Source organism: Rhodococcus ruitaii (assembly GCF_055230935.1).
Window position 1 is genome coordinate 24,786 of the sequence record NZ_JBUYWC010000016.1, and the last position, 14,858, is coordinate 39,643.

Consider the following 14,858-nt stretch of genomic DNA (forward strand, 5'->3'; position numbering starts at 1 on the left):
ATGTCCGGCGAGCCCACCACCATTCCCGCAGCCACCACGACCGCATCCGTCGGGGGGTGGTCCGATTCGACAACCTCCCGCGAGCAGTTCAGGTTTCTCGCAGCCGAGCACCGTGTGGTCCCGGTGACCCGCAAGGTGCTCGCCGATGCAGAGACCCCGCTCTCGGCATACCGGAAGCTTGCGGCCGACCGCCCCGGCACCTTCTTGCTCGAGTCCGCCGAGAACGGCCGGTCATGGTCGCGCTGGTCGTTCATCGGCGCGGGGAGTCCGGCCGCGTTGACTGTCGTCGACGGCGAGGCAGCATGGTTCGGTCAGGTACCCAACGGTGCGCCGTCGGGTGGAGATCCGATCGAGGTGCTCCACGAGACCCTTTCGGTGCTGCATACCGACCGCATCCACGGATTGCCGCCGCTCACCGGCGGCATGGTCGGGTATCTCGGCTACGACATCGTCCGCCATCTCGAGAGACTGCCCTCGCTTGCCGTCGACGACCTGCAGATACCCGAGATGGTCATGCTGCTCGCGGCCGACCTTGCTGCGGTCGACCACCACGAAGGCACGATCTGGTTGATCGCGAACGCGGTCAACTGGGACGGCTCCGACGAACGCGTGGACGAGGCGTACGACGACGCCGTAGCGCGACTCGACCGAATGACCGCCGACCTCGCCGCTCCGGCGTCCTCGACCGTCACCACCTTCTCGAAGCCGGACCCGGACTACCGGCGGCAGCGCACCACCGACTCGTTCTGCACCGATGTGCGCAAGCTCATCGGCGACATCGAAGCGGGTGAGGCATTCCAGGTGGTGCTCTCGCAGCGATTCGAAATCGATTGTGAAGCGGAACCGTTCGACGTCTACCGGATGTTGCGTGCCTCGAATCCGAGCCCATACATGTTCCTGCTGCACATTCCCGACACCGACGGAGGGACGGCGTTCTCGATCGTCGGGTCCAGCCCCGAAGCGCTCGTGACAGTTGCCGACGGCGTCGCCACCACCCACCCCATCGCGGGCACCCGCTGGCGCGGTAAGGACGAAGAGGAGGACGTCCTCCTGGAGAAGGACCTCATCGCCGACGAGAAGGAGAACGCCGAGCACCTCATGCTCGTCGATCTCGGCCGCAACGATCTGGGACGCGTCTGCGAGCCCGGCACCGTCAAGGTGCACGACTACCGGCACATCGAGCGCTACAGCCACGTCATGCATCTTGTGTCGACCGTCACCGGTCGCCTAGCGGACGGCAAGCACGCTCTGGATGCCGTGACCGCGTGCTTCCCGGCGGGAACCTTGTCGGGCGCACCCAAGGTGCGTGCGATGGAACTGATCGAGCAACTCGAACCGACCCGCCGCGGCGTCTACGGCGGGATCGTCGGATACCTCGACTTCACCGGTGACGCCGACACGGCAATCGCGATCCGGTCTGCCCTCATCAAGGACGGGGTGGCCTACGTGCAGGCCGGCGCGGGCGTGGTGGCCGATTCGGTACCGGAGGCCGAGGATACCGAGGCGCGCAACAAGGCCATGTCGGCGCTCGCCGCGGTCGCCGCGGCAGCCACCCTGACCCGATTCGGAGGTGACCCCGAGTGACAGGTCCAGAATCGTCGCAACCGGAAGCTGGACAGCCGGCAACCACCGCGGATCACTCCCGGCCGGTGCGGCGCCGATCGCCCGCGCTCGCCGCCGTGCTTCTCGTCGTAGCGGCCGCGGCCCTGTGGGCATCGAGCCGGATGACCTGGGTGCAGGTGGATTCGGCCGACGGTCTCGGTACCGACCGGATCACCGATCTGGGCGGCGGCGCCTGGGCTGCCGCGACCACCCCGCTCGCCCTGGCGCTGCTCGCCGCGGTCGCCGCCGCGTTCGCGGTCCGCGGTCGCGCGGTACGGATCGTGGCCGGCGCGGTGGCGCTCGTGGGGGTGGCGGCGGCGATTCCAGTGGTGCAGTTGTTCACCTCCGGGGCGGATCCGGAGACCGCCAAGCAGGTCGCGGAGCTGCCCGACCGCGCCACGGTGGTGGCCACCGAAGTCTTTCCGCTGCCCGCGGTCATTGCCGGTGTCGGTGCGTGTGTCGCACTGGCCGCGGCCGTTGCGCTGTGGCGCACACCGAGTACGCAAGCCGGCCTGTCCTCGAAATACGACCCTCCCGCTGCGCGCCGCGAGGCCGCTGCGCGAAGCGCCGAGAAGGGCGAACCGATGACCGAGCGAACCCTGTGGGACAGCATCGATGCGGGGCACGATCCGACCGTCGACGGCGAGGGCGGCGATGCCGATGACAACCCGGATGCGAATCCGGGCGAATCGGGGACCCGCCGCTGAGCGGCGTCGCGAGGCGGACTAGGCTGAGACCGTACTCCCGATGAAGTTGATCACATCGGGATTGACATGGGGCGAAAGGACTCGAGCCACGATGACAGTTCTCGACTCGATTCTCGAAGGAGTGCGCGCAGACGTCGCCGCCCGGGAGGCAGTCGTCGACTTCGCTGCCGTCAAGGCCGCCGCGGCCGCCGCGCCCTCGCCGATCGACGCCAAGGCGGCGTTGCTCGAACCGGGTATCGCGGTCATCGCCGAGGTGAAGCGCGCGAGTCCGTCGAAGGGCGCGCTCGCCGACATCAGCGACCCGGCGGAGCTTGCCAAGGCGTATGAGGCCGGCGGCGCCCGCGCGATCAGCGTGCTGACGGAAGAACGTCGATTCCGCGGTAGCCTCGCCGATCTCGACGAAGTGCGTCGTGCCGTAGGTATTCCGGTGCTGCGCAAGGATTTCGTGGTCGGCCCGTACCAGATTCACGAGGCTCGCGCGCACGGCGCCGACCTCGTGCTGCTGATCGTCGCGGCTCTCGAGCAGACGGTGCTGCACTCGCTCATCGAGCGGGTCGAATCGCTCGGAATGACGGCGCTGGTCGAGGCACACACCGAGGAGGAGGCCGATCGGGCCCTCGAAGCCGGTGCCAGCGTCATCGGAATCAACGCACGCAATCTCAAGACCCTCGAGGTCGAGAAGAACACCTTCGGGCGTATTGCGCCGGGGTTGCCGTCCGACGTCTTGAAGATCGCCGAGTCCGGTGTTCGGGGACCGGCCGATCTGCTCGCGTACGCGGGGGCCGGAGCCGACGCCGTGCTCGTGGGTGAAGGTCTGGTCACCAGTGGGGATCCGCGTCAGGCTGTCGCGGAACTCGTCACGGTGGGTACACACCCGTCGTGCCCGAAGCCGGCGCGCTGAGGGCCGATACGGACCGCGCCCCGTACCGGGGCGGACCGCACAACCCGGCGGTGAACAGACGCCGCCGGTGGGGCAGACTGGACGTGTGACTGACGATCCCGCACTGTCCGCCAAAGGTCGCGGACTTCCCCTCATGAGCGAAGCCGTCTCGACTTCGACCGCGCATGAACCCGATGCCAGAGGGCATTTCGGTGTGTTCGGCGGGCGCTATGTCCCCGAAGCGCTGATGGCGGTCATCGAGGAGGTCACGGCGGCGTTCGAGAAGGAACGCACTGATCCGGGGTTCCTCGGCGAACTCGACCGATTGCAGCGCGACTACACCGGGCGGCCGTCGCCCGTCTACGAAGCCGCTCGCCTGCGTGAACACGCCGGAGGTGCCCGCATCCTGCTCAAGCGCGAAGACCTCAACCACACCGGCTCCCACAAGATCAACAATGTGTTGGGGCAGGCGTTGCTTGCCAAGCGCATGGGCAAGACCCGCGTCATCGCCGAGACGGGAGCGGGTCAGCACGGCGTCGCCACCGCCACCGCATGCGCACTGCTCGGGCTCGAATGCCGCGTGTACATGGGCGAAGTAGACACCGAACGACAGGCACTCAACGTCGCCCGTATGCGCCTGCTCGGTGCCGAGGTGATTCCCGCGAAGACCGGCTCGCGCACCCTCAAGGATGCGATCAACGAGGCCATGCGCGATTGGGTCACCAACGCCGACAACACCTACTACTGCTTCGGCACCGCAGCCGGACCGCACCCATTCCCCGCGATGGTCCGCGACTTCCAGCGGATCATCGGACTGGAGGCGCGCGCGCAGGTCCGGGAGCTGACCGGTCGTCTGCCCGATGCTGTTGTGGCATGCGTGGGCGGCGGCTCGAACGCGATCGGAATCTTCCACCCCTTCATCGACGACGCATCGGTCAAACTCGTCGGTTTCGAAGCCGGCGGCGACGGAGTCGAGACCGGCCGTCACGCCGCGACCATCGGCGGCGGTACCCACGGGGCACTGCACGGCGCGTACTCGTACCTGTTGCAGGACGAGGACGGCCAGACCATCGAATCGCACTCGATCTCGGCGGGCCTCGACTACCCCGGTGTCGGCCCCGAACATTCGTGGCTGAACGACACCGGTCGCGCCGAGTACCGCGCGGTCACCGACACGGAAGCAATGAACGCGTTCGCGTTGCTGTGCCGCACCGAAGGGATCATTCCCGCGATCGAGTCGGCGCATGCCGTCGCGGGTGCATTGAAGCTCGGCCCCGAACTGGGTGAGGGCGCGATCGTCCTCGTGAGCCTGTCCGGGCGCGGCGACAAGGACGTGGACACCGCAGCCAAGTGGTTCGGGTACCTTCCCTCGGACGAGGACACCAGCAGCGAAGGAGCAGCGCAGTGAGCGCCCCGCACGAACGCCTCAGCGAGATCTTCGCGACCTGCCGCGCCGACAAGCGCGCAGCACTCGTCGGATATCTGCCCGTCGGATACCCCACGGTCGACAAGTCGATCGAGGCCATGATCACCCTCGTGGAGGGGGGATGCGACCTCATCGAGGTCGGCATCCCCTACAGCGACCCCGTGATGGACGGCACCACCATTCAGGACGCAGCATTCGAAGCGATCGCGAACGGCGTGCGGGTGCGCGACGTGTTCACGGCAATCGAGGCGATCACCGCCGCCGGTGGCGCGGCCGTGGTCATGACGTACTGGAACCTGGTGATGAAGTACGGCGTCGAGAGTTTCGCCCGCGACCTCGCCGCCGCGGGTGGGCTCGGCATCATCACCCCGGACCTGATTCCGGACGAGGCTGCCGACTGGATTGCCGCGTCCGACAAGTACGGGCTCGGACGTACCTTTCTCGTCGCACCGTCGTCGACGAACGAACGTCTCGTGAACACCCTCGAGCAGTGCCGCGGATTCGTCTACGCCACCTCCACCATGGGCGTGACCGGCGCGCGCGACGCCGTCGACAATCGCGCGCCCGCACTCGTGGCCCGGGTGCGCCCGCATTCGGATATCCCGGTCGGTGTCGGACTCGGTGTCCGCAATGGCGCTCAGGCCGCGGAGATCGCCGGTTACGCAGATGGTGTCATCGTCGGTTCTGCCCTGGTCACCGCCGTCGTTCAGGGACCCGGCGCGCTGCTGGCGCTGACGCAGGATCTCGCGAAGGGCGTGCGCTCGGCTACCGTGGCGTCGTGACTTCGACTGCAGCAGTCCTGGCTTATCTGCCGAGCCCTCCGCAGGGCGTCTGGTACGTGGGGCCGTTTGCCCTCCGCGCCTACGCCCTCTGCATCATCGTCGGCATCATCGTCGCAATCTGGTGGGGGGATCGCCGCTGGGTGGCTCGAGGTGGGCAGTCGGGGACCGTGCTCGACATCGCCGTGTGGGCGGTACCGTTCGGACTGATCGGCGGCCGGCTCTACCACGTCGCAACCGACTGGCAGAAGTATTTCGGCGAGGGCGGTGACCCCGTGGATGCCCTCAAGATATGGGAGGGCGGCCTCGGGATCTGGGGCGCGGTGGCGTTCGGCGCGGTGGGTGCGTGGATCGGGTGCCGCCGGCGGGGGATACCGTTGCCGGCGTTCGGTGACGCCCTGGCACCGGCGATTCTGCTCGCGCAGGCCATCGGCCGTCTCGGAAACTGGTTCAACCAGGAGCTTTACGGCCGTGAGACCACGGTGCCGTGGGGTCTCGAGATCTACGAGCGCACCGACGACGCCGGCCGGAGTGCACCGGGACTGATCGACGGCGTCTCGACCGGTGAGGTGGCGTTCGTCGTCCACCCGACGTTCCTGTACGAACTGCTGTGGAACGTGGCGTTCGTCGTTCTGCTGGTGCTCGTCGATCGCAAGTTCGCAATCGGTCACGGTCGTCTCTTCGCGCTCTACGTGGCCGGGTACTGCGCGGGCCGATTCTGGATCGAGCTCATGCGTGCCGACCCCGCAACCGAGATCGCGGGCATCCGCATCAACACGTTCACCTCGGGAATCGTGTTCGTGCTCGCCGTCGCCTATGTGATCTTCGCGCGCAAGGGCAGGGAAGCACCCGACACCCTCGACCCCGACGCAGCGAAAGCCGACGACGCCGCAGCCGACCGCCCAGCAGCCGACGAGGACGCCGGTGCCGAGGTCGTCGAAAAGCAAGCAGAGTCGAAGAAGGGCGACGAGGATCCGGCTCCGGACGACTCCGATTCCGCCGGTAAGGTCGGAAACGGCACGCCCGGTAGCAGCAAGGGGGAAAAGTAGTGACTACACCCGATTCCGGTAACTCGGACAAGCGCGACGACTCGTCGGGGCGCGATCCCGTCGACAGGCCGGATCTTTCCAAGAAGACCGATTCTCCACCGCAGCCGTCGTCCACGGAGAGCACTCCGGAGAGCGCTATCGGGGCCGCCCACGAATTCGGCCGGACCTTCGACTACGACGCGACCGCACAGGCATCACTGTCCGAGCAGCCGCCGACCCCGGAATCGCTCGGGGGCTCGGTCGGTACGCCGGGGCCGGGCTGGGACACCTACTCGGGTGTGGGCAACGGACCGGGGTGGGGCACCACCCCGAGTTATCCGCCGCCGTCGGAGAATCCGCAGTCCGACTACCCGGCACCGGGAAGTGCAGAGTTCGGTGCGGCTGCACCGCACTCGCCTCCGGGCGGTCCGCAACAGGGATTCACACCGACGCAGTACGGCGCACCAGGTCCGGTCTACGGCACGCCCGATCCGCAGTACCCGATCGGTGGCGCCCCCGGGTACACCACCCCCGGATACACCACGCCGACCCCGCCCAACGCGCCGCAGGACCCGTACGGCAACCCGCAGCCCTACGGTGCATACGGTCCACCACCCGGATACGGCTCACCCGTCGGGTATGTCGACCCGTCCGCGCCCTATGGCCGCGATCCCTATACAGGTGAGCCGTTCTCCGACAAATCCAAGATCACGGCGGGTATCCTCGAGATTCTCCTCGGCCCGTTCGGTGCCGGCCGCTTCTATCTCGACCAGCCCGGAATTGCGATCGCTCAGATCGCTGTCACGTGGCTGACCTGCGGTATCGGCGGAATCTGGCCGCTGATCGACGGTATCCTGATGCTCACCGGTAAGGTCCGCGACAACCATGGGCGTCCGCTGCAACCGTAACGAAGCGGCTACCGGCCGGTAACCGATGCGACATGGTGGCGTAGAGCGGAGGGGACTAGGCTCGTCTCGTGACCCGACGCACCAAGATCGTTTGCACCATGGGCCCCGCGACCGCCGATCCCGATGTTCTCCGAGAACTCGTCGATGCCGGCATGAACGTGGCCCGACTCAACTTCAGCCACGGAGAGTATTCGGAACACGAAGGCCACTTCAACCGGGTCCGCGCGGCCGCAGAGGCCACCGGCAACGCAGTGGGTGTCCTCGCCGACCTGCAGGGACCGAAGATCCGGCTCGGGCGCTTCGCCGAGGGTCGCACCGTGTGGGAAAACGGCGAGACCGTGCGGATCACCGTCGATGATGTCGAGGGCACGCACGACCGCGTGTCCACCACCTACAAGCAACTCGCGGAGGACGCTGCCGCGGGCGACAGGCTCCTTGTCGACGACGGAAAGGTCGGCCTTGTCGTCGAATCCGTCGAGGGCAACGACGTGATCTGTCGTGTCACCGAAGGCGGACCGGTCAGCAACAACAAGGGCGTGTCACTTCCCGGCATGAACGTGTCCGTTCCTGCCCTGTCGGAGAAGGACATAGCCGACCTCGAATTCGCGCTGCGGCTCGGAGTCGATTTCATCGCTCTCTCGTTCGTCCGTTCACCGGCCGACATCGAACTCGTCCACGAGGTCATGGACCGGGTGGGGCGTCGCCTTCCGGTCATCGCCAAACTCGAGAAGCCGGAGGCGATCGAGAACCTCGAGGCCGTCGTTCTCGCGTTCGACGCGGTGATGGTGGCGCGCGGCGATCTCGGTGTGGAACTTCCCCTCGAGGAAGTGCCGCTGGTGCAGAAGCGTGCGATCCAGATCGCGCGCGAGAATGCCAAGCCCGTCATCGTCGCGACGCAGATGCTCGAGTCGATGATCGAGAATTCGCGGCCGACCCGCGCCGAGGCGTCGGATGTCGCCAACGCGGTGCTCGACGGTGCCGACGCGGTGATGCTCTCCGGTGAGACCTCCGTCGGCACGTTCCCGATCGAGACCGTCAAGACCATGGCCCGGATCGTCGCGGCCGTCGAATCGGACTCGACGGACGTGCCCGCTCTGACGCACGTGCCACGCACCAAGCGCGGCGTGATCTCGTACGCGGCGCGCGACATCGGCGAGCGCCTCGATGCGAAGGCTCTGGTGGCGTTCACTCAGTCGGGCGACACCGTTCGACGTCTTGCGCGACTGCACACCCGGCTGCCGCTGTTGGCGTTCACGCCGGCGCCGCACATCCGCAACCAGCTCGCGTTGACGTGGGGCACCGAGACGTTCTCGGTCGAACCCGTGGACACCACGGACCAGATGGTGGAGCAGGTCGATTCGGCGTTGTTGTCGCTCGGCCGGTACGAGCGCGGCGACCTTGTGGTGATCGTGGCGGGTGCCCCTCCGGGACGATCCGGATCGACGAACTTGATCCACGTGCATCGCTTGGGGGAGAAGGACAGTCGGTGACGGATACCGAGTCGAGAGGTCATGCTGCCGGCGACCTCGACGTGCTCCTCGGTCTGCTCGCTCTCGAGCAGACCGAGGAGCACGTCTTCGTGGGGCAGCATCCGGAGCAGACCGGTGCCCGGACCTTCGGTGGCCAACTCGTCGCGCAGGGGCTCATCGCTGCCGGGCGCACCGTCGGGGATCGACCCGTGCATGCCGTCAATGCGCACTTCATTCGGGGTGGCGACGTCAAAGAGCCGATCGAATACCACGTGACCTCGCACCGTGACGGCCGCGATTTCGCCAACCGCATGGTCACCGCCGTGCAGGACGGCCGTGAATTGTGCGTCATGCTCGTGGCGTTCCAACGGTGGGGTAAGGGCCTCGAGCATTCGGTCGAGGTACCCGAAGTGCCTATGCCGGAAGCGCTTCCGCCGATCGGTGACCGGCTGAGCGGGTTCGAGGAGCAACTGCCGCACTTCGTCGGCGCGCTCAAGCCCATCGACATGCGTTACGCGAACGATCCGGCGTGGGTACTCAAGGGAACCGGGGAACGCTTGAATCACAACCGCGTGTGGATGCGCTCCGACGGCGATCTTCCCGACGATCCGATGCTCCACGTCGCGACGCTCGCCTACGGGTCCGACACCACGGTCCTCGATTCGATCCTGACGACGCACGGTCTGTCGTGGGGGTTGGATCGTATCGTCGCCGCCACGGTCAACCATTCGATCTGGTTCCACCGCCCACTGCGCTTCGATGACTGGCATCTGTACGCCACGGAGTCTCCGGTCGCTGCGGGTTCGCGGGGGATGGCGACGGGCCGCTATTTCACGCTCGAAGGTGAGTTGGTGGCGACAGTGGTGCAGGAAGGGCTCGTGCGGCACTTCCCACGTCGTTCCTGATTTTCGCTGATCCGGGTCAGTCCTCGGTGATCGCGTCGAGAGCGGTGGTGAGTCGCCGCATCGCGTCGAGGGCCGCGTCCAGTTCGTCCCTACCCATCAGTTCGGTGAGTCGCGTGGCGGCGGCAGCGTGAGCGGGGTCCAGTGCGGTCACGGCGTCGAGTCCGGCCTGTGTCGGTGCCACGAGTTTTGCGCGTCGGTGCGCGGGATTCGGCCGATACTCGGCCATGCCGCGCTCGACGAGGAGATCGGCGATGCGCTGCACGCTCTGCCTGGTGATACCCATCTCGCGGGCTATCGCGGCGACGGGCAACGGCTTGCGCAGGACGGCTCCGAGTACCTGCCACCACGCGGCGGTCAGGCCGACGGGTCGCGCCAGGGTCTCGGCAAGCGCCAGGAACTGACCGTTGAGGCGGAACGATGTGAGCGCGACTCCGCTGAGTAGGTCTTGATCTCTGCGTGTGTGCGTGGTCGCCGCTGTTTCGTTGGTCGCCGCTGTTTCGTTGGTCACTGCTGTTCCATCAGCGCGTAGAAGCCTGCGGGGTTGCGGTCCGCGTAGAGCGCGAACCATGCGTCGAGGACCTCCGGTTCGTAGAGGTCGAGTCGTTCGAAGATGGCGCGCGCGAAGTGGATCGGTGCAATTCCGGTAGCGGTGATCAGCGTCCCGTCGGTCACTGCCGGCTCGTCGCGGTACAGGGCGCTGCCTGCATAGCCGACTTCGTCGAGGAACTCCGCCGCGTTGCTGGTGTGGGCCCGCTCGTCGAGAAGTCCGGCGGCTGCCAGGGCGCCGGTGGCGCCGCAGATCGCTGCGACCGGGACGTCTACGTCGAGGAAGTCGTGGGCCTTGTCGGTGAACGGGGCGAACGCATCGGTGTTCCAGATGTCGTTGCCCGGGAGGATCAGCATGGCGCTGTCGTCCGGCCGGAGTTCGTCGAGGGTCAGATCCGGAATGATCCGCAACCCTCCTCTCGTCGTGATCGGGTCGCGGGTCGCGGCGACGGTGGCGATGGCGAGGTTTCCGGGGTTTTTTTGGAATTCGGGATTGTTGATTCCCGCGACGGCGTATCCGTATTCCCAGTCGGCGAGTGTGTCGTACAGGGCGAGGTGAACTGTTCGCGTCATGACAGCAGTGTGTCATTGTCGACAGCATGCTGTCAATACTCGCTGGAGCGCCTCGCGGGACGGGTTTCTGCTCGAGGTCGAAGTCGACTCCGGCGGTCGCCGTTATGACGTCGATCATGGTGGGTGCGACTCGAAGGTGCTGCGCGCCCCGACCTATGGGTAATTTGCCCTCCGGAGGCCCGCGCGGCTAGCGTTGAGCACCATGTTCGGGACAGATCGCGCGCAGTTCGTGAGCACACGCATGGTGGGCGTCGTCGCTCCTGCGTGTCGTTGTCGCCGCTGTTTCTGAGGGGCCTGCACGAGCGATCTACCGTAAGTTCTGCCTGTTCCGGATGCTGGGTTCGATATCGGTGCCGGAATAAATCCGTGATTGCACCCGTTCCGTTTCGGGACTGTGCGACTCGGCTCGAAAGGATCCACCATGCCTGGATCGGCAACATTGCCCATTATCGATCTCGCCGACCTCGACCGGGGCGACGACGAGCGCGCCGCGCTCCTCGACCGCCTGCGGGTGGTCACGCACGAGATCGGATTCTTCCACCTCGCCGGACACGGTATCGATGAGGCGCTTGCGGATCGCCTCATCGGGGCATCACGCCAGTTCTTCGCTCTCCCCGATGTCGACAAACTCGAGATCGAGAACTCGTACTCACCCCACTTCCGCGGGTACACCCGTGTCGGCGGCGAACGTACTCAGGGATACATCGACTGGCGGGAGCAACTCGACATCGGGCCCGAGCGCGCTGCGGTAGCGAATGTGGATCCGGAGCGGCCCTGGGAGGTACTGCACGGGCCGAACCTGTGGCCGTCGCAAGTGCCGCAGCTGCGCGACCTGGCGTTGGAATGGATCACGCGCACCAGCGACGTCGGCCTGACCCTGATCCGCGCATGGGCCGAATCATTGGGTGCCCCAGCCGATTTCTTCGACGATGCGTTCGCCGATCCCGATCCGCTCCTCAAGATCGCCCGGTACCCTGGGCGCGACCGGACCGTCACGGGCCAGGGTGTCGGCAGCCACAAGGACGTCGGTGCGCTCACCCTGCTGTACCCCGAACCCGGCAGCGGCGGATTCCAGGTCGAACGTGACGGCGAGTGGCTCGACATCGACCCGCTGCCCGGCCACTTCATCGTCAACATCGGCGAACTCCTCGAAGTCGCGACCGGGGGCTATCTCAAGGCCACCGTGCACCGTGTGCTGCCGCCGCCCGCAGGATCGGATCGCGTGTCGCTACCGTTCTTCCTCAACCCCGGACTCGACAAGGCTCTGCCCACCGTCCCGCTGTCCGCAGACCTGGCCGCTGCCGCAAAAGGCGTGGGCAGCGACGTCCACGGCGGTACGTTGCATTCTGTGTACGGACTCAACGCCTTGAAGTCGAGACTGCGGGCGCACCCCAACGTCACCGAGCGCTACCACGCAGAATTGGCCAATTCATTCGTCAGGTGACAGATGGTCTGCTCGACCCGGTACCGCGCCGCGGACCGGTCTCCACCCACGGAAGGTAAGAAACGATGTTCCTGCGCCGCACCGCCGCCGCAACGGCAGCTGTTGTCCTCGGTCTCGGCCTGGCGGCCTGCGGCGCCTCAGGTGGTGACGAGAACACCCTGGTCATCTCCGCATCGTCCACACCGCACGTCGAAATCCTCGAGCAGGTCGTCAGCAGCGGAGCGCTCGGCGACTACTCGCTCGACATTCGTGAAGTCACCGGGGAGATCGACCCCAACGAACTCCTCGCTGCAGGCGATGTCGACGCCAACTTCTTCCAGCACGAGCCATACCTCGTGGACTGGCAGACGCAGAACGGAGTCGACAACCTCGTCGCCGTCGCCGACGTCCACCTCGAGCCGATCAGCCTCTACTCGAACAAGGTCGGTTCGCTCGATGAGCTCGCCGACGGCGACTCGATCGCGATCCCGCGCGACACCACGAACTACGCGCGTGCGCTCTACATTCTCGAATCCGCGGGCCTGATCACGATGGATGTGCCGTTCACCGAAGCCGATCTGTCCGTGGTCACCGAGGCGAACATCGCCGAGAACCCCAAGAACCTGCAGTTCATCCCGATCGAACGCCCGCAGCTCGCCCGTCAGCTCGACGACCCGCAGATCACCGCCGCAGTGATCAACTCCAACTATGCACTCGAAGCCGGGCTCACCCCGGCGGACGATTCCATCTTCACCGAAGAAGTGGCGAACAACCCGTTCTCCAATCTCCTCGTGGTTCGCGCGGAGAACGAGAACGACCCGATCGTGGTTGCGCTTGCCGACGCCCTCGAATCGCCCGAGACTGCCGCATGGATCGACGAGACCTACTCGGGTTCCGTGGTTCCGGTGCACCCGGCGAACTGATGATCGTCGTCGACACCCTGGTCAAGACCTTCCCCGGTGCGGGCGGCGCCGGGGAAGTTGCGGCGCTGCGCGGCATCGAACTCGAGATCGGCGACGGCGAGATCTTCGGGATCGTCGGACCGTCCGGGTCGGGCAAATCCACCCTGCTGCGCTGCCTCAACCTTCTGGAACACCCCACGTCGGGTCGGATCCTGCTCGGCGGCGACGACCTGTCGACCTTGTCGGGAAGCGAACTGCGGTCGGCTCGGCGTCGTATCGGCACGGTCTTCCAGCAGTTCAATCTGCTGCACTCGCGCACCGTGCTCGGCAACATCGAGTTCCCCCTCGAGGTCGCCGGGGTCGGCAAGACCGAACGACGGACACGCGCGAAGGCACTGATCGACCTCGTCGGGCTTGCAGGCAAGGAACAGTCGTACCCGTCGCAACTGTCCGGTGGCCAGCAACAGCGTGTCGGTATTGCCCGCGCACTCGCCGCCGAACCGGATGTGCTGTTGTGTGACGAGGCGACGAGCGCACTCGATCCCGATACCACCGACCAGATCCTCGATCTCGTCGCGGAAGTCAACCGCCGGCTCGGGGTCACCGTCGTCATCATCACCCACGAACTCGGTGTACTGCGGCGCGTCTGCACGTCCGCGGCCCGGCTCGAAGCCGGCCGAATCGTCGAAACCGGCCGCATCTCGGATCTCGTGGCGAACCCCCACTCCGCGCTCGGCGCCGCGATCGTACCGGTCGGCGACGACCCGTCGGCCGGGCCGATCAGCGACACAGCGCTCGTCACTGCGATCGGCGACTACGCGCACGGACCGTGGCTCTCGGAGATGATCCGCGAACTCGACACCGACATCGCGGTGGTCGGAGGTCGTGTCGAGACGGTCGGCGACACCACCGTCGGCAGACTGCGCCTGCGTTTCGACGCGGGCGTCGATCGTGCTCGGATTGCCCGATTCGTCGACGAACGCGAGCGGCTGACGTTGTCGTGGGGAACCGACACCGATCTCGAAGGGCTTTCTGCATGAACAAGACTGCCTGGTACGAGGTTTTTCCCGAGGTCTGGGTCGCGTCACTCGAGACCCTCTACATGGTCGGGGTCTCGTTTGCGCTCACCGTGATCGGCGGAATACTCGTCGGGATCATCCTGCAGATCACCGGGCCGAGCGGCCTGTGGCCCCAGCCGCTGATCAACGGTGTGCTCGGGGTGATCGTCAACCTGTTCCGTTCGTTGCCGTTCTTGATCCTGCTCATCGCCCTGATCGGCGTGACCCGGTTCATCGTCGGGACCGCGATCGGCCCCACTGCGGCGATTGTGCCGCTCACCATCGGCGCGATCCCATTCTTCGCGCGCATCGTCGAATCCGCATTGCGGGAAGTGCCCCGCGGACGCGTGGAGGCGGCGGAGGTGATGGGTGCGACGAACACTCAGATCGTGCGCAAGGTGCTGCTTCCGGAGGCGACGACCGCGCTCGTGGCCGGTGCGACACTCACCCTGGTACTTCTCGTCGGTTACTCGGCGATGGCCGGTGTGATCGGTGCCGGTGGCCTCGGCGACTTCGCGCTCGTCTACGGCTACCAGCGTTTCAACACCCCCGTACTGCTCGTCGCCGTCGTCGTACTCATCGTGATGGTGCAGATCATGCAATCGATCGGCGACACGATCATCAAGCGGATGGCGCACCGGCGTTGATGACC

Annotated in this window: 15 protein-coding genes; 13 read left to right on the top strand and 2 right to left on the bottom strand. The window is 66.4% G+C overall.

All coding sequences use genetic code 11. The annotated features are described in order from the left end of the window. The 9 genes from ACZI8W_RS20080 to ACZI8W_RS20120 all read left to right on the top strand — a co-directional run bounded on the left by ACZI8W_RS20080 (window position 1) and on the right by ACZI8W_RS20120 (window position 9,704). The gene (locus tag ACZI8W_RS20080) at window positions 1-1,584 is read left to right on the top strand and encodes an anthranilate synthase component I (RefSeq protein ID WP_463370272.1); all 1,584 of its coding nucleotides are present in this window, start codon (window positions 1-3) and stop codon (window positions 1,582-1,584) included. 65 nt (window positions 1,585-1,649) lie between these two features. Further along, the gene (locus ACZI8W_RS20085; protein WP_463370382.1) at window positions 1,650-2,309 is read left to right on the top strand and encodes a TIGR02234 family membrane protein; all 660 of its coding nucleotides are present in this window, start codon (window positions 1,650-1,652) and stop codon (window positions 2,307-2,309) included. A gap of 91 nt (window positions 2,310-2,400) precedes the next feature. After that, the gene (gene trpC / locus ACZI8W_RS20090; protein WP_463370273.1) at window positions 2,401-3,210 is read left to right on the top strand and encodes an indole-3-glycerol phosphate synthase TrpC; all 810 of its coding nucleotides are present in this window, start codon (window positions 2,401-2,403) and stop codon (window positions 3,208-3,210) included. A 133-nt stretch (window positions 3,211-3,343) separates the two neighbouring features. Continuing rightward, window positions 3,344-4,597, top strand: a complete 1,254-nt coding sequence (trpB, locus tag ACZI8W_RS20095; protein WP_463370383.1) for a tryptophan synthase subunit beta — start codon at window positions 3,344-3,346, stop codon at window positions 4,595-4,597. Further along, on the top strand, window positions 4,594-5,397 hold the full coding sequence (gene trpA / locus ACZI8W_RS20100) for a tryptophan synthase subunit alpha (protein WP_463370274.1): 804 nt from the start codon (window positions 4,594-4,596) through the stop codon (window positions 5,395-5,397). The genes trpB and trpA overlap by 4 nt, the downstream gene beginning before the upstream one ends. After that, window positions 5,394-6,443 (top strand): prolipoprotein diacylglyceryl transferase, encoded by a 1,050-nt coding sequence (gene lgt, locus ACZI8W_RS20105; RefSeq protein WP_463370275.1) that lies wholly within the window; start codon window positions 5,394-5,396, stop codon window positions 6,441-6,443. Before trpA ends, lgt begins: the two co-directional genes overlap by 4 nt. After that, window positions 6,443-7,330: a TM2 domain-containing protein gene (locus ACZI8W_RS20110; protein ID WP_463370276.1), complete on the top strand. Its 888-nt coding sequence runs from the start codon at window positions 6,443-6,445 to the stop codon at window positions 7,328-7,330. Before lgt ends, ACZI8W_RS20110 begins: the two co-directional genes overlap by 1 nt. Window positions 7,331-7,398: 68 nt before the next feature. Then, window positions 7,399-8,820 carry a pyruvate kinase gene (pyk, locus tag ACZI8W_RS20115; RefSeq protein ID WP_463370277.1) on the top strand — a complete coding sequence of 474 codons (1,422 nt, stop codon included), beginning with the start codon at window positions 7,399-7,401 and terminating at the stop codon, window positions 8,818-8,820. Then, on the top strand, window positions 8,817-9,704 hold the full coding sequence (locus tag ACZI8W_RS20120; protein WP_463370278.1) for an acyl-CoA thioesterase: 888 nt from the start codon (window positions 8,817-8,819) through the stop codon (window positions 9,702-9,704). The genes pyk and ACZI8W_RS20120 overlap by 4 nt, the downstream gene beginning before the upstream one ends. 16 nt (window positions 9,705-9,720) lie before the next feature. Here the strand turns inward: ACZI8W_RS20120 and ACZI8W_RS20125 are convergent, their stop codons facing one another. Next, a complete protein-coding gene (locus ACZI8W_RS20125; RefSeq protein ID WP_463370279.1) occupies window positions 9,721-10,212 on the bottom strand; it encodes a MarR family winged helix-turn-helix transcriptional regulator in 492 nt (163 codons plus the stop codon). Continuing rightward, entirely contained in the window at window positions 10,209-10,823 is a 615-nt protein-coding gene (locus ACZI8W_RS20130; RefSeq protein WP_463370280.1) for a DJ-1/PfpI family protein, read from the bottom strand. Before ACZI8W_RS20130 ends, ACZI8W_RS20125 begins: the two co-directional genes overlap by 4 nt. A gap of 421 nt (window positions 10,824-11,244) precedes the next feature. Between ACZI8W_RS20130 and ACZI8W_RS20135 the strand changes: the two genes are divergently transcribed. The 4 genes from ACZI8W_RS20135 (at window position 11,245) to ACZI8W_RS20150 (ending at window position 14,853) form a co-directional block, all read left to right on the top strand. Then, a complete protein-coding gene (locus ACZI8W_RS20135) occupies window positions 11,245-12,267 on the top strand; it encodes an isopenicillin N synthase family dioxygenase (protein ID WP_463370281.1) in 1,023 nt (340 codons plus the stop codon). A 65-nt stretch (window positions 12,268-12,332) separates the two neighbouring features. Then, the gene (locus ACZI8W_RS20140; RefSeq protein ID WP_463370282.1) at window positions 12,333-13,169 is read left to right on the top strand and encodes a MetQ/NlpA family ABC transporter substrate-binding protein; all 837 of its coding nucleotides are present in this window, start codon (window positions 12,333-12,335) and stop codon (window positions 13,167-13,169) included. Next, the gene (locus tag ACZI8W_RS20145) at window positions 13,115-14,188 is read left to right on the top strand and encodes a methionine ABC transporter ATP-binding protein (protein ID WP_463370283.1); all 1,074 of its coding nucleotides are present in this window, start codon (window positions 13,115-13,117) and stop codon (window positions 14,186-14,188) included. The genes ACZI8W_RS20140 and ACZI8W_RS20145 overlap by 55 nt, the downstream gene beginning before the upstream one ends. After that, window positions 14,185-14,853, top strand: coding sequence for a methionine ABC transporter permease (locus ACZI8W_RS20150; protein WP_463370284.1), 669 nt, complete (start codon window positions 14,185-14,187; stop codon window positions 14,851-14,853). Before ACZI8W_RS20145 ends, ACZI8W_RS20150 begins: the two co-directional genes overlap by 4 nt. Window positions 14,854-14,858: the final 5 nt, after the last annotated feature.